This window comes from Phocaeicola plebeius DSM 17135 (assembly GCF_000187895.1).
Taxonomy (GTDB): Bacteria; Bacteroidota; Bacteroidia; order Bacteroidales; family Bacteroidaceae; genus Phocaeicola; species Phocaeicola plebeius.
Genome location: NZ_DS990127.1, coordinates 145643 through 165979 on the forward strand (window position 1 = coordinate 145643; position 20337 = coordinate 165979).

Sequence of the window (20337 nt, forward strand, 5' to 3'; positions counted from 1 at the left end):
TACGAGAATAATATGAAAACAACTGAATTTATCGGGGCTGCGGAACGGCAGCTTCATGAACTGGCAAGCAGAATGGTAGCCTATAATGCAGGTGACCCGAAGCGTATACAACATTTGATAAAAGTACATTATTTTGCCCGCATGATTGGTTTGGCAGAGCATGTGGATGAGGCTACTCAACTGATTTTGGAGGCAGCAGCCATTGTGCATGACATTGGTATCCGGATTTGTGAGCAGAAATACGGAGTCTGCGATGGAAAGCACCAGGAGCAGGAAGGTCCGGCCGAAGCCCGGAAACTGCTGACGGATATGGGAACATTTTCTGAAGCACAAATAGAACGGATATGCTGGCTGGTAGGGCATCATCATACGTATGACTCCATTACAGGAATAGACTATCAGATTCTGGTGGAAGCTGATTTCTTGGTCAACATTTACGAAGATAATCTGCCGGCCGATGCCATTCGCAAGGTGAGAGAAAAGATTTTCAAAACCTCGGCAGGACGGGCATTGCTCGAGACGATGTTTGGAGTTGAAAAACAGTAAATAGAAATTGATAATACCATGAAAAAACAATTTATCTTCATTTTATGTGGCTTGTTTTTATGCGCAGGTACGATAGCCGCCACAGATTACAACGTGCTTCAGCAGGGAGCCGTCGGTGACGGAAAGACATTGAATACGCAGTCTTTGCAATCGGCCATTGACGCACTTCATGCAAAAGGGGGCGGACAGTTGTACTTCCCTGCCGGACGTTACTTGACCGGCAGCCTGCAACTGAAATCGAATGTGACACTTTACTTGGAAAAGGAAGCGGTGCTGTTAGGAAGTACGAGTCCTTATGATTATCCGGGCTTCAGTACCGAAAAGGAACTGAAAGTCAACAATGACCATTTTGACCAGGCGCTGATTTATGCGGAAGGGGCAGAGAATATCGGAATTATGGGAGAAGGATGTATAGACGGACAGGGTAGGGAACTGGCCCTGACGATTGACAGTTTGCATCATACGGGGGAACTGGTGGACAAGCACTATAATACGTATCGCAAGCGGCCGAATACACGACCCAAGTTGCTTTTTATGCGTAATTGCCGGAAGGTGGAGCTTCGGAAGACTAATTTCCGGAGCGGTGCGGCATGGGGGCTTTCTTTTTCTTTGTGTGCCGACCTGACGATTGATAGTCTGCATGTGGAAAACAGGGCATATTGGAACAATGACGGGATTGACATCAGCGATTGTAAGGATGTACGTATCTCCAATTGTTTCATCAACTCGGCAGACGATGGCATTTGCCTGAAGTCGCACAACCGGGGGGCATGGAACGACCGGGTATCCATTTCCAACTGCCACATCATCAGCAGTGCCAGTGCCATTAAGTTTGGTACGGAATCGTTGGGTGGATTTAAGAATGTGACAATTGACAATATTCGGATTAAAGATACTTTTCGTTCGGCCATAGCTATTGAGTCGGTCGATGGGGCGGAGATTGAAAACGTGCAGGTGTCCAACGTGCATGCGGTCAACACGGGAAATGCCATCTTTATCCGTCTGGGTCACCGTTCGGGTGAGCAACCGGGATATTTGCGGAATGTGACGATTAAGAATGTGTATGTGGAAGTGCCTTTCGGTCGTCCGGACATCAACTATGACTTGCGCGGACCAGCGGTGACGTTCTTTCATAATCCCTTCCCGAGTTCCATCTCAGGCATTCCGGGGCATGATATTGAAAACGTGAAGCTGGAGAATATAGAGATTGTGTGTCCGGGACGTGCTACGCGCGGAATGGCCTATATGTCGTTGAGTCGTTTGAAAGATGTGCCGGAAAATGAAAAAGGATACCCGGAGTTTACCATGTTCGAGGAATTGCCTTCATGGGGATTCTATGTGCGCCATGTGAAAGGTATCCAGATGCACAATGTCAAGTTGCGTTTGCAGGAAGATGATTTCCGTCCGGCTTTTGTGTTCGACAGGGTAAGCGATGTAAATCTTTCGGGTATCAGCTTACCGGAGAATAAAAAGGAGGGACAGGTGGTGCTGCGGCAGACAAGTTTGCAATCGGCCGATGATGCGGTGAAGGAGTATATCATGGAGGTGGAATAAGGTTTCCGGGCTTTGGGCAGATAAAAGCATGATGCCTTCCTGAGTCACGGAATGAATGGACTCGGGAAGGCATCATTATTTTTATGGCCGTCGGATTTATTCCAGACAGGCATCCAGGTCTTTGATGAGCTGTTCCTTGTCAAGGTGCTGGCCGATGAAGACAATTTTCTGCATGCGGTCGCCATAGTGTTCATCCCAGTCTCTCAGCAGGCCGGGTTCGCGCTTCATCAGTTCCACGATTTTTTCTTCCGGCTGGGTGGCATACCAGAGTCCGGCTTCTGAAATCTGTTTCTGCCGTCCGGCCTGTTCGAACAGGAACGACATGTCGCGGTTGTGGGCGAAGTAGCATACTCCCTTGGCACGAATCACGTTGCGAGGCCATTTTGTCATCACAAAACGGTCGAACTTATGGATGTCGAAGGCAGGGCGGCGATAATACACGAAGCTGCTGATGCCGTATTCCTCCGTCTCACCTTCTTCATGGTGGTGGTGATGGTGGCAGCCTTCGTGTGAGTGTTCATGTGCATGTGTGTGCTCGTGCTCTTCCTCGTGGTGATGCTCGTGTTCCTCATGGTGCTCATGTACTTCATGGTGAGGATGCGCTTCTTCTTCGGATACGGGACGTTCTATCTCCCGAATCCATCCGGCAGAAGTGGCCACCCGTGCATAGTCGAAACGGCGGGTACCCACAATCTTGTCGAGGTCTACCTTGGCATAGTCGCATTCAATGATTTCCGCACGGGGCTGTAGGGTACGGATGATGCTTTTGATGCGCTCCCGTTCTTCGGGAGTGACTTCCGATACCTTGTTCAGCAGCACGGTGGTACAGAACTCAATCTGCTGGATGAGCAGGTTGGCAATGTCTTCTTCTTCCAAATCCTTTCGGGTAAGTTCGTTGCCACCGTCGAATTCACTTTGCAGGCGGAGGGCATCGACCACGGTCACGATGTTGTCAAGGCGGCAGGTTCCGTACTTGGTGTAGGCACCGCCCAACTGAGGAATGGAACAGATGGTCTGGGCAATCGGTTCCGGTTCGCAGACACCACTCGCTTCGATGACGATGTAGTCGAAGCGCTGCATTTTCATCAGCTCGAATATCTGTTCGATGAGGTCGGTACGGAGGGTACAGCAGATGCAGCCGTTCTGCAAAGCCACCAGACTCTCTTCTTTCTGGCCTACGATACCGCCTTTCTGTATCAGTTCCGCATCGATGTTGATTTCGCCGATGTCGTTCACGATGACGGCAAACTTGATGCCTTCGCGGTTGCTCAACAGGTAGTTGAGCAGGGTCGTTTTTCCGCTTCCCAGGTATCCGGTAAGCAGAAGTATAGGTATTTCTTTTGTTTCCATGTGCAAATGTTTTTTTACGTGCCTGCAAAGTTAGTGTTTTTCTGCAAACGGTGTGCGCTTCTTTTTCGCAGAAGCAGGTTTAACTTTCGTTATAGGTCGGTGTCACGTATGTGACAAAGTTTCTCTGCCGGAGGGCCTATCTTTGCACCCGTAATCAATAAAACGAATTAAATATGAAGACAATAGACTGGAAGCATACGAGTGTGGGACAAATTGTGGCCGATGATTTTGCAGCAGCAAGCGTATTTAAAAAATATGGCATTGATTTCTGCTGTCATGGGGAAGTGACGCTGGGAAAGGCCTGTGCAGATTTGGGACTGGCTGTAGAAGAAGTGGAACAGGCATTGCTCCATCAGGATGAAGCTGGTAACGGACGGATTCCGTTTGCTTCGTGGCCGCTGGACTTGCTGATGGATTACATTCTGAAGATACATCATCGGGGAATTCGTGCCCGTGGACCGGAACTGCTGGCGTTGCTGGAGAAGGTGGAACGAGTACATGGGGAAGCGCATCCGGAACTGCATGAGTTGAGAGCACTGGTCAGTGAATCATTGGAGGACTTGGAAATGCATCTTCAAAAAGAAGAGAACGTGTTGTTCCCATATCTCTATGAATTGTACGCAGCAAAAGAACAGGGACAGCGTATGGCCCCGATGCATTGCGGTACGATAGCGAATCCTATCCGGGTGATGAAGATGGAACACGAGGGGGAAGGAAACCGCTACCTGCACATCATTCAGTTGACGAATCACTTCTCCGTACCTCAGGACGGTTGTGCCAGCTACCGTCTGCTGATGCAGGAACTGGAAGTGTTTGTGGATGCCTTGTTTGAGCATATCCACCTGGAAAACAATCTGCTGTTCCCTCGCTTTGAGGACATTGAACGGGAAATCGTATGTTGATAGTTTGATATTAGAAAGAAGAAATAAGGATGTGGCGCATGCAGGGAAGTATGCGCCACATTTCATAAATTAGTAATCGATTTTATCCAAAATCCCTGCTAAGTAAGCAATAGTCACTCCGTAGTTGGTCATGGGAACCTGCTGGGCGCGGGCTTGACCGATGCGGTTCAGCACATACTTGCGGTTGAACATGCAGGCCCCGCAATGGATAATCAGGTCGTACGGGGTCAGGTCTTCTGGGAAGTCCGTGCCCGACACGATGTCGATTTGCAGGGCTTCACCGATGCGCTTGCGGAGCATATTCGGGATTTTCACTCGCCCGATGTCTTCTGTCAGCGGGGCATGCGTACATGCTTCGGCAATCAGCACCCGTGATTCCGGTGTCAGTTGGGCAATGGCATTGGCTCCTTCCATGTAGTAGTCGATGTCGCCTTTGTACTGGGCAAAGAGGACGGAGAAAGAGGTAAGCCGGCTTTCGGCAGGCTTCTTGTCATATACCGTGCGGAACACCTGTGAGTCGGTGATAATCAGTTTCGGCGGACGGGCTAATGCGGCCAGCATGGCATCTATCTTGTCGGTGGTACAGCTCATCACTAGGCATTTGCGGTCCAGCAGCTCGCGGATGGTTTGTACCTGAGGCAGGATAAGGCGGCCTTTGGGGGCCTGGATGTCCTGTGGCATGACCAGCATGACGGTATCATTTTCTTCTACCAGCCGGCCTACGATGCCTTGTGCCATGGTTTCATCCGGCAATTTGTTCCGCAGGCTGCGCAGAATGTCGTCCAGACCTTTTCCGGTGAGGGTGCTCACCAACAGAGGAACCTGTCCGCATTGATGTTCGATGCGGCGCATGGTCTGTTCGGCATCGGACAATAAGTCACATTTGTTCAGTATCCAGATAACAGGCACATTCTTTTCCTTTAACAAGCGTTGCCAGTGTAACTCTTCGTCCAGGTGTTCATCGGTACAGACCATCAGGGCGATGTCAGTTTTCTCCAGTGCACGTTGTGTCTGTCGGATGCGGAGTTCGCCCAGTTCACCTTCGTCGTCGAAGCCGGCCGTATCTATGAATACGCAGGGACCAAGACCATGGATTTCCATGGCTTTAAAGACCGGGTCGGTAGTCGTGCCGGGAATATCCGACACGAGGGCTGTGTCCTGATGCGTCAGGGCATTAATCAGCGATGACTTACCGGCATTTCGCTTGCCAAACAGACCGATGTGCAGCCGGTTGGCACGGGGAGTATCGTTCATACGTTTAATCAGGCTTTAAGTTCACACATTAGAAACGGAAGTCGCGTTTTCCTTCGGCAATCCGTTCCAGATTTTCCAAGGCTCTTTTGCGGATGGCGGGATTCGGGATCTCTTCCATCTGCTTGCGAATCATGTCTTCAGCCAGTCGGCGTGTTTCGGGCGAAGCGTAGTCGCAGAGGTATTCTTGAAGTGTCATCAGGGCATTGGGGGCACAGCAGTTGGCTATCTGGCCCGTCTTGACCAGCGACATGAAACGGTCGCCCGTACGTCCTTCACGGTAGCAGGCCGTACAGAAGCTGGGGATGTAGCCCAATTTCAGCAGCCAGGCCACGATTTCATCCAGGCTGCGGTGGTCGCTTACATCAAACTGAGCAGAGTTTTCTTCCGGCAGTTCTTCGGTAGCATAACCTCCCACGCTGGTGCGGGAACCACCGCTGATTTGTGACACACCGAGGGCAAGTACCTTTTCGCGTGAACGCTGCGATTCACGTGTAGAAATAATCATACCCGTATAAGGCACGCTGATTCGGATGACGGCTACAATCTTCTGGAATATCTCGTCGGAGATAGCGTTCTCGAAGGTAGAAGCGTCAATGTCGTCGGCCGAGCAGATACGGGGCACACTGATGGTGTGCGGACCTACGCCGTAAGTCGCTTCCAGGTGTTCGGCGTGCATCAGCAGTCCCACAAAATCGTAGCGGTAAGTATTCAGGCCGAACAATACGCCGATACCCACGTCGTCAATGCCTCCTTGCATGGCGCGGTCCATAGCCTCCGTATGGTAGGCATAGTTGCTCTTTGGACCTCTGGGGTGAAGCTTTTCGTAATTCTCCTTGTGGTATGTTTCCTGGAACAGAATGTAGGTACCGATACCGGCTTCGTGCAGGCGACGGTAATTTTCTACCGTGGTCGCAGCAATGTTTACGTTTACTCGGCGGATGGCTCCGTTCTTGTGCTTGATGCTATAGATGGTCTTTATCGATTCCAGAATGTATTCGATAGGGTTGTGAATCGGATCTTCTCCTGCTTCCAGTGCCAGACGCTTGTGTCCCATGTCCTGCAGGGCGATGACCTCACGACGGATGTCTTCCTGTGTCAGTTTCTTGCGGGCAATGGTCTTGTTCTTTACGTGGTAAGGACAGTAGGTACAACTGTTTACGCAATAATTTGACAAGTAAAGAGGGGCAAACATTACGATGCGGTTACCATAGAATTTCTGCTTGATTTCACGGGCCAGGCAGTAGATTTCCTCCACCAGTTCCGGGTCGTTGCATTCCAATAATACAGCAGCCTCGCGGTGAGAAAGTCCCTTGCACAGGCGAGCTTTTTCAATGATGGAACGTATCAGTTCCTTGTCCTGGCTTTTGCTTTGGGCATATTCCAGGGTATCGAGAATTTCTTCGTGGCAGATGAATTCTTCTGCCTTTTGAGAATCAATCTTGTACATAGCTGTAATGTAATTTATAGTGTTTTGCCGGGATAATCCCCTCGGCTTTTATCTATTTCGTAACCAATGGCAGCCAGCCGTTGTGCAAGCAGACGCAGTCCTTCGGCTGCTTCTGAGCCCATAGAGGCTTTATTGTCATACAAGGCATAATTCTTTCGCTGTTCTACCGGCGAGAGGTTGGGCATTACTACATTGGCACCTGCCAGTATGCCTTTCTCGCGCCCGTCGGGTGTAAGGCTTGCCAGGGCGGTGGTAGAAGGAATCAATGCCTGCGGATGCATCAGCCGGAAGATGGAAAGCAGCGTGAGTGTCTGCGTGAGACTGCCGGGCAGGCAGGAAGCGAAAGGAGTGTCATGATGAGGCAGGAAAGGACCGATACCAATCATCTGGGGACGGAATTGTTCTATGAAAAGAATGTCTTCCACCAGGTGGTCGACAGTTTGTCCTGGACTTCCCACCATGATGCCGGTTCCCGTCTGGAATCCGATGCGTTTCAAATCGTTCAGACAACGCAGGCGGTTGGATAGTGACATGTCTTCAGGATGCAAGCGACGGTAATGTGCTTCGTTGTGCGTTTCGTGGCGCAACAGATAGCGGTTGGCACCTGCCTGAAAAAAACGTTCGTAGGAAAGTGTAGGGCGTTCACCAAGTGAAAGGGTGATGGCTGCGTCGGGGAATTCGGTTCGTATCGCAGTAACCACTTCCGTTACCCTGTCATCGTTCATGTAGTTGTCTTCTCCTCCTTGCAGGACGAAGGTACGGAATCCCAACTCATATCCATGCCGGCAGCAGGCCAGAATGGTCTCCACATCCAGTCGGTACCGCTTCAGGTGGCGGTTACTTTTTCGGATGCCGCAGTAGAAACAGTCGTTGTGACAACAGTTCCCTATTTCAATGAGTCCACGGATATAGATTTTGTTTCCGAAATGGCTTTGTGCTACGGCACGTGCCTTTTGCATGAGAAAGTCGAGGTCTTCCCCCCGGCACTCCAGCAGAAGGGTACGCAATTCACCGGGAGCCAGTGTCTGCTCCCGGTAAAGGCGTTCAATAAGTTCCCTCATGGGTTTATTCCTGATTATTGTTTTCGTACTTCAAGGTACGTTTCAGCAAGTCTTGGTTCAACTGGCGTTTTCCGGCTACAGGATCGTTGTGTGCGCTCGGGCCGGTTACGCATCCGCCTTCGCAAGCCATCATTTCGATGAACTGTGCATCCACTTTTCCGGTCTTGGCGTAAGCGCGGAGTACACCGATGTTCTTCTTCGTGAAGTCAGAGAACTGCATAATCTTGATGCCGTTGGCTTTCGGTCCCAGGTAAGCTTTCACTGCTCCAGCTACACCGCCCGCCTGTGCAAATCCGTGTGCTTCACATACAGATTCGTATGCCACTTTGTACGGGTTGGCCTGTTCCAGTTCGATGCCTAAGCCGCGGAACATCGGGTGAAGTTCTTCGAAAGTCAGCACGTAGTCTACGCATTCGTCACGCTGTGCTTCTTTTCTTTTGGCGATACACGGGCCGATGAAGACCACCTTGGCATTCGGGTATTTCTTTTTGGCAATGCGAGCCGCATAATACATCGGAGAGCCTGTGCTTGATACGTAAGGCTTCATGTCTGGGATGTGCTTGTTTACCAGTTCGATGTATGACGGACAGCAGGAAGTAGTCATGAACTTTTGTCCTTCTTCCAGCTTTTCCAGCAGTTCGTGTGCTTCGTTGCTGGTAGTGTGCATGGCACCTTCGGCCACTTCAATTACATCAGCAAAACCAATTTCTTTCAATGCTCCGTACACTTGTTCGATGGTAGCCTTGAACTGTCCCAATACGGACGGAGCCGGAATGGCAATTACCTGTTCTCCCTTACGGATAGCTTCCAATACATCGAACACCTGAGAAATTTCGAAGATGGCTCCAAACGGACAGGCATTCAGACATTTTCCACAATAGATACACTTGCTTTCATCGATGTGTTCGATGTAGTGTTCGTCTTTGCTGATGGCTTTCACCGGACAAGCTTCCTCACAAGGCACCGGAATGTAAACGATGGCGTGATACGGACAGCTCTTGTGGCAGATACCACAGCTGATGCACTTGTCGTGGTCAATCTGTGCCTGACCAGTCTTCTTGTTAAAGTGTACGGCACCCTTCGGACAGTTCATGTAGCAGCTTCTAGCCACACAACCCCGACAAAGGTTACTTACTTCATAGTTTACCTGCACGCAAGAAGAGCATGCTTCGTCGATGACACAGAGAATGTTTTCTTTGATTCTTTCCTTGCGTTCCAATGTTTTGCGGGCATATTCAGAAAGCGGAGTCAGTTCGTCCGTTTCATCGGTCATATCCCAGCCCAACAGCGGGAGCAACTTATATTTAGTAACGGCACGTTCCTTGTGGATACAGCAGCGTCCCACCGGTTGTGAACGTCGAGGACTGATTTCCAAAGGAATGCGGTCAATTTTTTCTACTAATTGATTTTCTTTCCATAAAGCAACCAGGTTTTCCAGCAATTTATGCCGGACAATCATTACGTTGTTTGTAAAAGCCATAATCGAAATAAAAAGGTTTGTTAGTTATTAGTTATCCTAAAATTATAGAGTCCGTGTGCGGTTTACTCTTCCGTTTGTCCCTCGGCAGCTCTTAAAATCAAGGTTGTAGCTCCCAAGGTAATAATAGCTCCGTCTTCAATGCGGATTTGGTCTTTCGGTCCTAAAATTTCATTCATCAGGAAAGTTCCTGTGATGCTGTCATTATCGCGCAGGGTGTAAATGATTTTCCCTTGCTTGTTCTTCTTGACGTTGATGTAACAATGCCGACGGTCCAGACTCGGATCATTACTTTCGATAGGGATGTCGATGTCGTTACCTTTGCATCGGCGGCCGATGAGGTTATCTCCCTCATGCAGCGGAAGCACCTGCTTGTAGGCAAATACGTTTTCCACGGCCAGTATGTTGCCGAAATCCTGCATGCCTTCTTTCTCGTCGATTACTTCCTCCTTACGGTTGGCGGCATTCAGTTTCGATTTCCCGATACGGATGCTGAACTGCTTCTTGCAGTTGTCACAGATAAAAACGAGTGACTGTCCTTCTCCATACTTGGTTTCATCAAACTGGATGAAGTTGTCACATTTGGGGCATCTTACTCTTTTCATTCTGTTTTAAAGGGCATATTTATTTTGATGTGAATACCCAGGCACTCTTGAATTCTTCCTGTTTACGCAGCGTCTGCACTTTCTGGTAAGCTTCGCCTGAAGTGGCATAACTATCCAGTGCGATGCGGAAACGTCCGTTCGATTCAAGCACCTGACAATTCTTGTATCCTTTCTGCTGGAATTTTTTCAGTTCACGTTGTGCATCGTCCGATGTCGGCAGACTGGCTACGATGATGTAGGCCGTCTTTTTACTTGCAGCGGGTTGTGTAGACACTTGCTTAGATAATTTGGCAGCCTTTGTTTCAGCTTTTGCTGTAGCCGTTTTAGCTACGACTGTTTTTGCAGCAGGTGCCGCTGCAATTTTTTCCGTCTTCACAACTACCGGTTTCAGCGTGTTCACGTTGTTACGGACACGCTTTTCGCCCGTCTGCTTCTTTATAGCCTTCTGTGCAACTACTGTGTGAGGAGTTGTTTGTATGCTGGTGGCCACCGACTGGTTGCGGATGGCATCAAACATGCTGATAGAACCTAAAGAGGCGTAGTTCGCATCGTCCATGTACGTGTTTTCTACCGGAACGGAGAGTACGAAGAACAGACATACGGCTGCGGCTATCGCTACTATGTTGCGTGTGAAGTGACGCAGGGAGAAATGCTTCTTCGATTTTCCTGTCTGCTCGTTTACTTTTGGAAGCAATTGTTTAGGAGAAGACGATACAGGAAGAGGTTGTAACTGTGGAAGCGTGAAACTTTCCAGTCCGTACAGACTTGGAGTGAAATAAGATGCGGCTGCCGGTTCAAAGGCATAACCGCCGTTCATGTTATAATAAATCGTACCTACGTTGTTCAGTGTGACCTGACCTTGCTGGTACAATTGGTCTTTCAGTTCAGCCACTGTCTTTTCAATCCGGCGGGTTGCATCGGGAAAGTCGGTGTTAAAAGCCTGCATGTACGACTGTACCAGCAGCCCATCGTTCATTATCAGTTGCGGATTGAATCCAATGGTGCGGAGGGGCGGCATGAATTCTCCTTTTTGGATGGAATATGCGGCCTGCCGTTTGTGGGCAATGAATCCTCCCAGGCCGGGAACGATGACACAATCATTCTCCAGCAATAATACTTCTATATGTTTTGCCAATTCAATCATATTGCAAAAATAATACATTTTTCTCTTATGTGGAGTATCTTTCAACGGGCATTTTTCGGAGGAAAACCAAATTTGTTGTATTTTTGCCGGAGAAAATGTAGAAATTCATTTACGCATGAAAAAAATGGGCTTGGGAATGCTCCTTGGGGGATTAGGAATGCTGGCAGGATGTCTGTCTCCCCAGCAGCACGGAGCAGAAAAGCAGAATGAAAATCAGGAAGTCATACAACGGCTGCAAGGCATCTGGCTGGATGACAACACGGAGGCACCTTTATTCAAAATTCAAGGCGACAGCATTTATTATGCCAGCCAGATTAATGCCCCGATGGCTTTTTCGGTACACAATGATACCATGACGGTGTACAGTGCCCAGCCCATTCATTATTTCATAGAAGAATGCTTGTCGTACAGTCTGCGCTATCGCACGTCGGTGGGCGAGACGGTGAGCCTGCATAAATCCGAATCGGATACCTTGTCGTTTGGTACGGTGGTTCCGGTGAAAGTGGTAGAAAACGGGGTGTTTGAGAAAGATTCGGTTATTTTTCACGGAGGAGAACGCTACAGAGGTTATGCGTACATCAACCCGACCAAGAAGCGGGTAACCCTTGTCAGCATCAATGAAGAAGGTCTTCCGGTGGAAAATATCTACTATGACAATATCATCCATATCTGTGTGTACAAAGGAAAGGAACGCTTGTTCTCCAAAGATATAAATAAGGAAATGTTTGCCCGCGTGGTTCCTGCCGATTTTCTGAACAACGCCATCCTGAGCGATATGGACTTTGTGAGAGTGGATGAAAAAGGTTATCGTTACGTGGCTACACTTTGTATTCCCGACGGAGCGGCTTGTTATAATGTCCGGCTGGACGTGAGCAAGGAAGGAAACATCGTTTTCTCTCGTTGAACGGGAAGGTATAATGAAAAAATATCCTCCAGACTGTTTGGATGAAAATCGCAGTCTGGAGGATATTTTTATTCTGCCTGCTCTTTGAGCGAACGGTTTACTTGTTCTATGTAATCGAGGATTTCCTGCCGTCCGGTCTTGTTCTCCGAAGAAGAGATGAAATGCGGAGGCAGCTCTTCCCATTGTTCTTTCAGTGTGTCCAGGAAACGGTTTACGCTGGCCTTCGTCTTTCCCACGCTTTGCTTGTCGGCTTTGGTGAAAATCAGGGCGAAGGGGATTCCGTTTTCTCCTAACCACTCGATGAATTCCAGGTCGATGCGCTGCGGTTCCAACCGGCTGTCGATGAGGACGAACAGGCAGGTCATCTGTTCTCGCTCCAGCACGTAGTATTCAATGAGTTTCTGGATTTTCTCCATCATCTTTTTCCCTCGCTGGGCATAGCCGTAGCCGGGAAGGTCTACCAGATACCATTCCTTGTTGATGAGGAAATGGTTGATGAGCAAGGTTTTTCCCGGTGTGGCCGAAGTCATGGCCAGTTTGGGATTCTTGGTCAGCATGTTGATGAGACTGGATTTTCCCACGTTGGAGCGCCCGATAAAGGCATATTCCGGAAGATGAGTCTGGGGGCACATGTCGGCCCGTGAGTTGCTTACGACGAACTCTGCGCTGGTTATGTCCATAGGTTATATCTGTGAGTTGTTTTATGCAAAGGTAATATAAAAACGGGATTCGGTGGAAGACTTCCTTGAAAATAATGTCCGCGAAATGGAGGTCGGTTCTCGTTTTATCCGTATTTTTGCCATTCGTATTAAAGAAACGATAAACATGAATCAACAATATCCTTCAGTTTTACTGGAAAAAGCGGTGGGGGAGTTTGCCAAGCTTCCCGGAATCGGACGGAAAACGGCCATGCGCCTTGTGCTGCACCTGCTGCGTCAGGATACAGCTACGGTAGAAGCCTTCAGCAGTGCCATTTCTACCTTAAAGAAAGAGGTGAAGTATTGCAAGGTGTGCCACAACATTTCTGATACGGATGTGTGCCGCATCTGTTCCAATCCTTCGCGCGACGTGACCACGGTGTGTGTGGTAGAGAATATACGCGATGTGATGGCGGTAGAGAATACCCAGCAGTATCGCGGACTGTATCATGTGCTGGGCGGGGTGATTTCGCCCATGGACGGTATCGGTCCTTCAGATTTGGAGATAGAGAGTTTGGTGAATCGTGTGAAAGAAGGTACCGTCAAGGAGGTAATCCTGGCGCTGAGTTCTACGATGGAAGGAGATACCACCAACTTCTACATTTTCCGCAAACTGGTGGGCTGCGATGTGAAGATAACCGTCATTGCCCGTGGAATCTCCATCGGTGATGAATTGCAATATACGGATGAGGTGACGCTGGGACGTTCCATCGTGAACCGTGTGGCATTTACCGGAACCCTTTAAAAATAGAAAGAAATGGAAAAAAGAATGACTCGTCTGCTCCGTGTGCTGGAAGTGGAATTTGCCTTGTTCTGGATACTCGTCGTGGCAGGGTGTGTGTTGTATGAAACGGATGTATTGCCTCAGGGAAGTATGGTAGGCGATGCGCAGGCAGAATACATCTTGCAGACTGTCGGCATCTTGCTGACGGTATGTCTGATACCATTGTCGCTGCGCATGTTCAGCCTTTCGCTGACACGCTATGTCCGTCAGCTGTCCTTGCCCGAAGCGTTGGTGAGCTACCGCCGCTGGTGTGAAATCCGTCTGGCCATGCTGCTGGCTCCGGCACTGTTTAATCTGACCGTGTATTATACTACGCTCGATGTTACTAGTCTGTTGTGTATGGGCATGTTGCTGGTAGCTTCGCTGTTTTGTGTGCCGGGACGCGGCCGCCTGATGCGGGAGCTTGATTTGCAGAAAGACGAACCGGAAAAATGAGAAGGTTATGAAACAGGGAAATGTCAGTCTTCGCGCACCCGAGCCGGAAGATTTGGAGGTGATGCTCTCGTTTGAGAACGATGCGGCACTTTGGGAACTGGGTACGGCTACGGGTCCTTATTCCCGTTACCAGATGAAACGCTACATTGCCGAGAATCAGAATGACTTGTATGCCGACGGGCAACTGCGGCTGATGATAGTATGTGAGGAGCAGGGAGTGGCCGGCATTGTGGATGTGTTTTCTTTTGATGCGCGTCACAACCGGGCGGAAGTAGGAATTGTGGTACGGAAGGACTTGCGGGGGCAGGGAGTGGCGCAGGCGGCGCTTTCTCTTTTGGAATCGCATTGCTTCTCTTTGCTGGGGCTCAGGCAATTGTATGCCTATGTGCCGGTGGGGAATGTGGCCAGCCGGAAGCTGTTCACTTCGGCAGGCTATACCGAACGTGGCATCCTGAAGGACTGGATACGGGTAGGCACTTCTTATCAGGATGTGTGTTTCTTTCAGAAAATCAACGAATTGTAGACTTGTAAAGACCTGATTCTGAAAAGGATTGGAAAAAAGACTTACATTCGGATGAAAACGCCGAAGAGTTTAGAATGAAACGCCCTTACGTTTTAGGTGAAACGCAAGGGTGTTTCACTTTAAATGTACTTGCGTTTGAAAGCAAACGCTTAGGCATTTTTGAAGGTCGCTTGAAAGGACTCTTTTTGAGGAGAAATGAATATAAAAAGAAAGGCAACTCATCGTACTGGATAAGTTGCCTTTCTTTTTTTGTCGGGGTAGCGGGATTCGAACCCACGACCCCCTGCTCCCAAAGCAGGTGCGCTAACCGGACTGCGCTACACCCCGAACAATGTAATAACTTTTACTCTTTTTGACTTCTGTCGGGGTAGCGGGATTCGAACCCACGACCCCCTGCTCCCAAAGCAGGTGCGCTAACCGGACTGCGCTACACCCCGAAGTGTCTTTCTCAAAAGCGATGCAAAGGTATGGCTTTTTATTTTAATATGCAAATCCGGACGCTCTTTTTTTGCAGGAATTTTTCTGATATTTTTAAAATCGTTTGAAATTCAATGGAATAGAAAAAATCTTTTTTTAGGGCGTCCGGATGGGCGTGACTTATTTCTGTGGTTTCAGCCAGCGATCAAGCCAGTTGAAGAAAGTGCGTTGCCACAAAATACCGTTCTGCGGTTTCAATACCCAGTGGTTTTCGTCCGGGAAAATCAGCAGTTCGGCAGGAATACCTCTTAGTTTGGCAGCGTTGAATGCGGCCATACCCTGCGAAGCCAGGATACGGTAGTCTTTCTCGCCGTGGATGCAGAGGATAGGCGTATCCCATTTGTCGACAAACAGGTGAGGAGAGTTGGCATAGCTGCGCTTTACAGCTGGGTTGTTCTTGTCCCAGTACGGGCCACCCAAATCCCAGTTGGTGAACCAGAGTTCTTCGGTTTCGAGGTACTGCTGCTCCATGTTGAAGAATCCGTCGTGTGCGATGAAGGCCTTGAAACGCTTGTTGTGGTGTCCGGCCAGCCAGTATACAGAATATCCTCCGAAGCTGGCACCTACGCAACCCAAGCGGTCTTTATCTACGTACGGTTCCTTGGCGATGTCGTCGATGGCGGTCAGGTAGTCGTCCATGCAGTGTCCGCCGTAGTTGGTGCTGATTTCTTCCAGCCATTCCATGCCGAATCCCGGCAAACCGCGACGGTTGGGGGCGATGATGATGTAATCGTTGGCAGCCATAATCTGGAAGTTCCAGCGGTAGCTCCAGAACTGGCTGACGGGGCTCTGCGGACCGCCTTCACAGAACAGCAGGGTAGGGTATTTCTTGTTCGGGTCGAAGTCTACCGGATAGATTACCCATGAGAGCATGTCTTTACCATCGACAGTCTTTGTCCAGCGGGCTTCTACTTTACCTAACTTCAGCTGCTTGAAAATGTGGTCGTTTTCCTGCGTGATGCGGGTTACCTCATTGGCCTTGTTCAGGTTGACAGTGAACAGCTCGTCGGCTTCGCTGATAGAGTGACGCTTGGTGAGAAGTTGTCCGTCGCCCAGCATTTCTACAGAGGCATAGTCGTACATGCCTTCTGTAAGCTGTTCCACTTCTCCCTTCAGGTTTGTGCGGTGAATCATGCTGGTGGCATGCCATACACCGGTGAAATAGAGAGTCTGGTTATCCGGAGCCCAGCAGTAGCTGTCCACACCCGACTGGAAGGATTCAGTAACGTAAGTCTTCTTGCCGTTCTTCAAGTCCATTACGCAAAGGCGGTTGCGGTCGCTTTCGTATCCGTTGCGCTCCATGCTTTGCCAGGCAATGAATCCGCCGTCGGGGGAGAACTGCGGGTTCGTGTCGTAACCCATGTTCTTGTCGGTAGCGTCTTCCTTGCAGAGGTTGCGGGTCTGCTTGGTTTCCAGATTATACAGGTAAATGTCCGAATCGGTAGAGATGGCGTATTCCAGTCCGGTTTTCTTGCGGCAGGTATACGCAATGCATTTGGAGTCAGGACTCCACGTAAGTTGTTCGATGCCACCGAAAGGCTTCATCGGCGATTCGTAGGGGGCGCCAGCCAGGATGTCGGTCGCTTCGCCTACCTTGTTTCCGGCAAATGGAGCCACGAACGGATGCGGTACGGTTTGCACCCACTCATCCCAGTGCTTGTACATCAGGTCGTCTATCACCATTCCGCTGGCCTTGTCCAGATCAGGATACTTGTCGACGGTGCGTTCGCCGTATTTCACCTGTGAGATGAAGAGCACCTTGCTCTCGTCGGGTGAGAACTTGAATCCGTCAATTCCTCCGGCAAATGAAGAAAGCTGTACGCGTTCGCTGCCGTCGGGATTCATTTCCCAAATCTGGCTGTTACCGTCGGCATCCGGTGCCAGGAAAGCAAGCTTGCTGCCGTTCTTGATCCATGCAGGTTCTCCCTCGCTGGCAGCTGTAGTGGTGAGCAGCTGGTTGCCTGAGCCGTCGGCATTCATTACGTAGATAACCAGGTGGCTCTTGTTTTCTTTCACGCTGTAGTAAGACACCGTGTAGGCAATGCGTTTGCCGTCGGGCGATACACAGGAACTTCCGATGCGTCCCATGGCCCAGAGTGTTTCAGGGGTCATACGGCCGTCTTTTACCGTAACCTCCTGCTTGCCGATGATGGGGCCATCTGTCTGTGCGGCTTTTTCAGGACCTACACAGGCCGATGTGGCGAGCATCATGGCTGCTGTCATAGTCATAAAATCTGTTTTTTTCATGTGTTTATTTGATGGTTTGATGATTAAAATTCTTCGTTGTGGATTTTTCTTTTTGAGTCACTCTCGAGTTCCTTTCCGCAGTATTTGCAATAGACGGCTTCTGCGTCGTGGCCTGTCTGGTGGCAATGCGGGCACTGGCGTTCTGCCTGCTTTTTCTGCTGGCTTACCATGGCCGCCGATACGATTCCTGTAGGTACGGCAATGATGGTGTAACCGGTGAGCATGATGATGGCCGACAGAAATCGTCCTACCGGAGTAACGGGAGTGATGTCGCCATAACCTACGGTGGTCATGGTAACAATGGCCCAGTAGATGCTGTTGGGAATGTTGTTGAACTCAGATCCGGGCACGTCGCCTTCAATCATGTACATGACTGTTCCCATGGAGGTAACCAAGATGAGGACAAAAAAGAAAAATACGGATATTTTCGGTGCGCTGATGCGCAGGGAGCGCAGTAGCAGATTGCCTTCACTGATGAAAGAGAACAGTTTGAAAATGCGGAATATCCGGATGAGCCGGAAGGCCCGGATGACCAGCAGGTAGTGTGCTCCCTTCAGGAAGAAGCTCAGGTAAACCGGCAGGGTGGCCAGCAAGTCCACCAGCCCGAAGAAGCTGAATATGTATTTCCGGGGATTTTTCAGGCAGTAAATACGGGCCAGGTATTCTATGGTAAAGAAGAGAGTAAGAAGATACTCTAATAATCGCAATACCCAGTAAGCCGTGGGAGAAAACAGGTGCATGCTTTCTAGTATGACCATCAGTACGCTAAGAATGATGCTGCTGATTAATATGATGTCGAACAGTCTTCCTTTTGGCGTGTCTGATTCGAAAACGATGGAATATACTTTCTGCTTCAATGTTTCATTGTGCAGGAAATGCTGCCATCGGGTATAGAGTTTTGAAAAGTAGTTCATGGCTTTACCTTTGTTTTTGCAAAGGTAAGACAATAAATGGAAAAAGAGGAATGTAGCAGAAAAAAGCGCGCCCCTCGATGGCTTGTCTGTATGCCATTGAGGGGCGCGCTGCTATATTAAGTGAGATAATCTTTTTATTTTTTCTTACCTCCCATGCGTTCCTGACGTTCTTTCTGGAGACGTTCCTGTTCTTTCTGCAGGGCTTCCAGTTTGGCCATCAGTCCGCTTGCCTTTTGCTGTGAAGGTTCCTTCTTGTTGGCTTCCAGCTGGGCGAGCAATTTCTTTTCATCGGTCATGCGGCGCATAATCCACATGGTAATGATACCAATCAGACCGGAGATGAAGTAGTAGTAGCTCAATCCGGATGCGTAGTCATTGAAGATGAAGAAGAACATCACAGGCATGATGTACATCATCCATTTCATGGCAGCCATCTGCGGATTGTTGCCCATATCCTGCTGTTTCATCATGATGATCTGGTTGAGCACCGTAGTGATGCTGAACAGCAGACAGAACAGACTCAGGTGGTTGCCTAACAACGGGATGTGGTAGCTCCAGCTAATCAGGTCGTCGTAAGCCGAAAGGTCATCAGCCCACAAGAATCCCTGCTGACGCAACTCGATAGCGTTCGGCACAAAGAAGAAGAGGGCCATGAAGACCGGAGTCTGCAACAACATCGGCAGACAGCCGCCCATCGGACTGACATTGTACTGGCGATAGAGGGCCATGGTTTCCTGCTGTTTCTTCAGGGCATCTTCCTGCTTCGGATATTTGGCGTTAATCTTATCTACATACGGTTTCAGGGCACGCATCTTGGCAGATGATATGAAAGACTTCCAGGTGGTAGGGAGTACCAGTACCTTGACGATGATAGTCATAAGCAAGATAACCATACCCATGCTCAGTCCCCAGCCTGACAACCAGTCGAACAGGTTGATGGTGAACCAGCGGTTAATCAGGCGGATAATCGGCCATCCCAGGTAAACCAGATCTTCCAGTTCCTGATCTTTATCTTTAAAGCTCAAGTCATTGCTGGCCAGTAGTGTCTTGAAGTGGTTCGGACCAAAGTAGAACTGCATGTGCGAAGCTTTGGCACCTGTCGGGTCGAAAGCTGTCTTCATGTCGGCTGCATAGTTCTTCATGTAGCCGCTTCCCTGCTGTTCCATTTTTGATTCGAGTGTGGCATTGTCAAAGTTCTGCTCAGCCATGAACACACAGGAGAAATACTGATTCTTGAAAGCTACCCAGTCGAGTGATTCAGGAATGGTTTCTTTCTCATCTTTTGTTTCGCTCAAGTAATCGAAGCTGTCGTCCACCGGCTTGTAGGTCAATGACGTGTAACGCTGTTCGAAGTTGTAACCTTTCTCCATCTGGCGGGCACGCTGTTTCCATTCGATGTTCATGCTCTTGGTAGAAGGAGAGAAGAAATTCTGCATGCCGCTGGCCTGAACGGTAAGGTCTACCATGTACGAATTGGGCAGCAGTCGGTAGTTGAAGTCCAGATGTCCGCCGTTGGCTGCGTTCAGTCGCATGGTCACGGTAGAATCGGTCACATTGGTCGCCTCGAAATACATTTGCTGGCTGAGGATGTTCTCGTTCTTTCCTTCAAAACCGAAATTCATGGAAGCATCTTCGCCGTCGAACAGAACGAGAGGCTGCTTCTTCTGGTCTTTATACTCTTTCAGCAGGGCCTTGCTTACTCGTCCGCCTTTGTTGGAGAAAGTCAGCTGAACCAGCTCGTTCTCCAGTACGGTAAACTGTTCCGTACCCTGTGCGGCTTGGAAGAAGAGGGAAGTGCTGTCGGGGCGTGCCGCCTCAATGGCTGCAGCAGCCTGCTTTTCCTGAGCTTCTTCTTGTTGCTTGATAACCTGTTGAATAGAGTCCTGATAGTGCTGTGCGCGTGCTCTTTCTTCCTGGCTGGGGCGGTTGTAGATACCGAATCCCACGATGACCGCTCCAATCAGGATAAAGCCCACTAACGTGTTTTTGTCCATTTCTATTTTTTTACAATGTTA

The 20337-nt window shown here is 49.4% G+C and carries 18 protein-coding genes and 2 tRNA genes; 7 read left to right on the forward strand and 13 right to left on the reverse strand.

All coding sequences use genetic code 11. The features are described from left to right. Positions 1 to 12: 12 nt before the first annotated feature. Both BACPLE_RS07545 and BACPLE_RS07550 read left to right on the forward strand, forming a co-directional pair. Positions 13 to 546 (forward strand): HD domain-containing protein, encoded by a 534-nt coding sequence (locus BACPLE_RS07545; RefSeq protein WP_007560464.1) that lies wholly within the window; start codon positions 13 to 15, stop codon positions 544 to 546. Between the two features lie 18 nt (positions 547 to 564). Beyond that, on the forward strand, positions 565 to 2100 hold the full coding sequence (locus tag BACPLE_RS07550; protein ID WP_007560466.1) for a glycoside hydrolase family 28 protein: 1536 nt from the start codon (positions 565 to 567) through the stop codon (positions 2098 to 2100). 96 nt (positions 2101 to 2196) lie between these two features. On the opposite strand, the gene BACPLE_RS07555 is transcribed toward BACPLE_RS07550, so the two are convergent. Continuing rightward, positions 2197 to 3450, reverse strand: a complete 1254-nt coding sequence (locus BACPLE_RS07555; protein ID WP_007560468.1) for a GTP-binding protein — start codon at positions 3448 to 3450, stop codon at positions 2197 to 2199. A gap of 173 nt (positions 3451 to 3623) precedes the next feature. On the opposite strand from BACPLE_RS07555, the gene ric reads away from it, so the two are divergent. After that, entirely contained in the window at positions 3624 to 4352 is a 729-nt protein-coding gene (ric, locus tag BACPLE_RS07560; protein WP_007560470.1) for an iron-sulfur cluster repair di-iron protein, read from the forward strand. Positions 4353 to 4421: 69 nt separating this feature from the next. Here the strand turns inward: ric and hydF are convergent, their stop codons facing one another. The 6 genes from hydF to BACPLE_RS07590 form a co-directional block, all read right to left on the reverse strand. Next, positions 4422 to 5606, reverse strand: a complete 1185-nt coding sequence (gene hydF / locus BACPLE_RS07565; RefSeq protein WP_007560472.1) for a [FeFe] hydrogenase H-cluster maturation GTPase HydF — start codon at positions 5604 to 5606, stop codon at positions 4422 to 4424. Between the two features lie 28 nt (positions 5607 to 5634). Further along, the gene (gene hydG / locus BACPLE_RS07570; protein ID WP_007560474.1) at positions 5635 to 7053 is read right to left on the reverse strand and encodes a [FeFe] hydrogenase H-cluster radical SAM maturase HydG; all 1419 of its coding nucleotides are present in this window, start codon (positions 7051 to 7053) and stop codon (positions 5635 to 5637) included. A 14-nt stretch (positions 7054 to 7067) separates the two neighbouring features. Beyond that, positions 7068 to 8114 carry a [FeFe] hydrogenase H-cluster radical SAM maturase HydE gene (gene hydE / locus BACPLE_RS07575; protein WP_007560476.1) on the reverse strand — a complete coding sequence of 349 codons (1047 nt, stop codon included), beginning with the start codon at positions 8112 to 8114 and terminating at the stop codon, positions 7068 to 7070. Between the two features lie 4 nt (positions 8115 to 8118). Beyond that, complete coding sequence (locus tag BACPLE_RS07580; RefSeq protein WP_007560478.1) at positions 8119 to 9594, reverse strand: 4Fe-4S dicluster domain-containing protein; 1476 nt, start codon at positions 9592 to 9594, stop codon at positions 8119 to 8121. 62 nt (positions 9595 to 9656) lie between these two features. Beyond that, entirely contained in the window at positions 9657 to 10196 is a 540-nt protein-coding gene (locus BACPLE_RS07585) for an FHA domain-containing protein (protein ID WP_007560480.1), read from the reverse strand. 19 nt (positions 10197 to 10215) lie between these two features. After that, positions 10216 to 11340: an HU domain-containing protein gene (locus BACPLE_RS07590; RefSeq protein WP_007560482.1), complete on the reverse strand. Its 1125-nt coding sequence runs from the start codon at positions 11338 to 11340 to the stop codon at positions 10216 to 10218. Positions 11341 to 11455: 115 nt separating this feature from the next. Between BACPLE_RS07590 and BACPLE_RS07595 the strand changes: the two genes are divergently transcribed. Next, complete coding sequence (locus BACPLE_RS07595; protein ID WP_007560484.1) at positions 11456 to 12244, forward strand: DUF4738 domain-containing protein; 789 nt, start codon at positions 11456 to 11458, stop codon at positions 12242 to 12244. Between the two features lie 68 nt (positions 12245 to 12312). Here BACPLE_RS07595 and yihA read toward each other — a convergent pair whose 3' ends face one another. Next, positions 12313 to 12924: a ribosome biogenesis GTP-binding protein YihA/YsxC gene (gene yihA, locus BACPLE_RS07600; protein WP_007560486.1), complete on the reverse strand. Its 612-nt coding sequence runs from the start codon at positions 12922 to 12924 to the stop codon at positions 12313 to 12315. 145 nt (positions 12925 to 13069) lie between these two features. Here yihA and recR point away from each other — a divergent pair, with 145 nt between their 5' ends. Genes recR through BACPLE_RS07615 form a run of 3 tightly spaced genes read left to right on the forward strand, consistent with a single transcriptional unit; the run spans position 13070 to position 14684 of the window. Then, the gene (gene recR, locus BACPLE_RS07605; protein WP_040312670.1) at positions 13070 to 13687 is read left to right on the forward strand and encodes a recombination mediator RecR; all 618 of its coding nucleotides are present in this window, start codon (positions 13070 to 13072) and stop codon (positions 13685 to 13687) included. Positions 13688 to 13699: 12 nt separating this feature from the next. Further along, the gene (locus tag BACPLE_RS07610; protein ID WP_007560491.1) at positions 13700 to 14161 is read left to right on the forward strand and encodes a hypothetical protein; all 462 of its coding nucleotides are present in this window, start codon (positions 13700 to 13702) and stop codon (positions 14159 to 14161) included. Between the two features lie 7 nt (positions 14162 to 14168). Next, positions 14169 to 14684 carry a GNAT family N-acetyltransferase gene (locus BACPLE_RS07615; RefSeq protein ID WP_007560493.1) on the forward strand — a complete coding sequence of 172 codons (516 nt, stop codon included), beginning with the start codon at positions 14169 to 14171 and terminating at the stop codon, positions 14682 to 14684. A 252-nt stretch (positions 14685 to 14936) separates the two neighbouring features. Here BACPLE_RS07615 and BACPLE_RS07620 read toward each other — a convergent pair. From BACPLE_RS07620 to yidC, 5 genes are all read right to left on the reverse strand, one after another. Continuing rightward, positions 14937 to 15011 (reverse strand) — tRNA-Pro (locus tag BACPLE_RS07620). Between the two features lie 35 nt (positions 15012 to 15046). Next, positions 15047 to 15121 (reverse strand) — tRNA-Pro (locus tag BACPLE_RS07625). Positions 15122 to 15281: 160 nt separating this feature from the next. Next, a complete protein-coding gene (locus BACPLE_RS07630; RefSeq protein ID WP_007560495.1) occupies positions 15282 to 17408 on the reverse strand; it encodes a S9 family peptidase in 2127 nt (708 codons plus the stop codon). Positions 17409 to 17431: 23 nt separating this feature from the next. Continuing rightward, a complete protein-coding gene (locus BACPLE_RS07635; protein ID WP_007560497.1) occupies positions 17432 to 18322 on the reverse strand; it encodes an ion transporter in 891 nt (296 codons plus the stop codon). 134 nt (positions 18323 to 18456) lie between these two features. Beyond that, positions 18457 to 20316, reverse strand: coding sequence for a membrane protein insertase YidC (gene yidC, locus BACPLE_RS07640; RefSeq protein ID WP_007560499.1), 1860 nt, complete (start codon positions 20314 to 20316; stop codon positions 18457 to 18459). Between the last annotated feature and the right edge of the window lie 21 nt (positions 20317 to 20337).

Excerpts from the sequence above, each read along its gene's own strand:
- BACPLE_RS07545 (WP_007560464.1), top strand. The coding sequence starts at position 13 with ATGAAAACAACTGAATTTATCGGGGCTGCGGAACGGCAGCTTCATGAA.
- BACPLE_RS07550 (WP_007560466.1), top strand. The coding sequence starts at position 565 with ATGAAAAAACAATTTATCTTCATTTTATGTGGCTTGTTTTTATGCGCA.
- BACPLE_RS07555 (WP_007560468.1), bottom strand. The coding sequence starts at position 3,450 with ATGGAAACAAAAGAAATACCTATACTTCTGCTTACCGGATACCTGGGA.
- ric (WP_007560470.1), top strand. The coding sequence starts at position 3,624 with ATGAAGACAATAGACTGGAAGCATACGAGTGTGGGACAAATTGTGGCC.
- hydF (WP_007560472.1), bottom strand. The coding sequence starts at position 5,606 with ATGAACGATACTCCCCGTGCCAACCGGCTGCACATCGGTCTGTTTGGC.
- hydG (WP_007560474.1), bottom strand. The coding sequence starts at position 7,053 with ATGTACAAGATTGATTCTCAAAAGGCAGAAGAATTCATCTGCCACGAA.
- hydE (WP_007560476.1), bottom strand. The coding sequence starts at position 8,114 with ATGAGGGAACTTATTGAACGCCTTTACCGGGAGCAGACACTGGCTCCC.
- BACPLE_RS07580 (WP_007560478.1), bottom strand. The coding sequence starts at position 9,594 with ATGGCTTTTACAAACAACGTAATGATTGTCCGGCATAAATTGCTGGAA.
- BACPLE_RS07585 (WP_007560480.1), bottom strand. The coding sequence starts at position 10,196 with ATGAAAAGAGTAAGATGCCCCAAATGTGACAACTTCATCCAGTTTGAT.
- BACPLE_RS07590 (WP_007560482.1), bottom strand. The coding sequence starts at position 11,340 with ATGATTGAATTGGCAAAACATATAGAAGTATTATTGCTGGAGAATGAT.
- BACPLE_RS07595 (WP_007560484.1), top strand. The coding sequence starts at position 11,456 with ATGAAAAAAATGGGCTTGGGAATGCTCCTTGGGGGATTAGGAATGCTG.
- yihA (WP_007560486.1), bottom strand. The coding sequence starts at position 12,924 with ATGGACATAACCAGCGCAGAGTTCGTCGTAAGCAACTCACGGGCCGAC.
- recR (WP_040312670.1), top strand. The coding sequence starts at position 13,070 with ATGAATCAACAATATCCTTCAGTTTTACTGGAAAAAGCGGTGGGGGAG.
- BACPLE_RS07610 (WP_007560491.1), top strand. The coding sequence starts at position 13,700 with ATGGAAAAAAGAATGACTCGTCTGCTCCGTGTGCTGGAAGTGGAATTT.
- BACPLE_RS07615 (WP_007560493.1), top strand. The coding sequence starts at position 14,169 with ATGAAACAGGGAAATGTCAGTCTTCGCGCACCCGAGCCGGAAGATTTG.
- BACPLE_RS07630 (WP_007560495.1), bottom strand. The coding sequence starts at position 17,408 with ATGAAAAAAACAGATTTTATGACTATGACAGCAGCCATGATGCTCGCC.
- BACPLE_RS07635 (WP_007560497.1), bottom strand. The coding sequence starts at position 18,322 with ATGAACTACTTTTCAAAACTCTATACCCGATGGCAGCATTTCCTGCAC.
- yidC (WP_007560499.1), bottom strand. The coding sequence starts at position 20,316 with ATGGACAAAAACACGTTAGTGGGCTTTATCCTGATTGGAGCGGTCATC.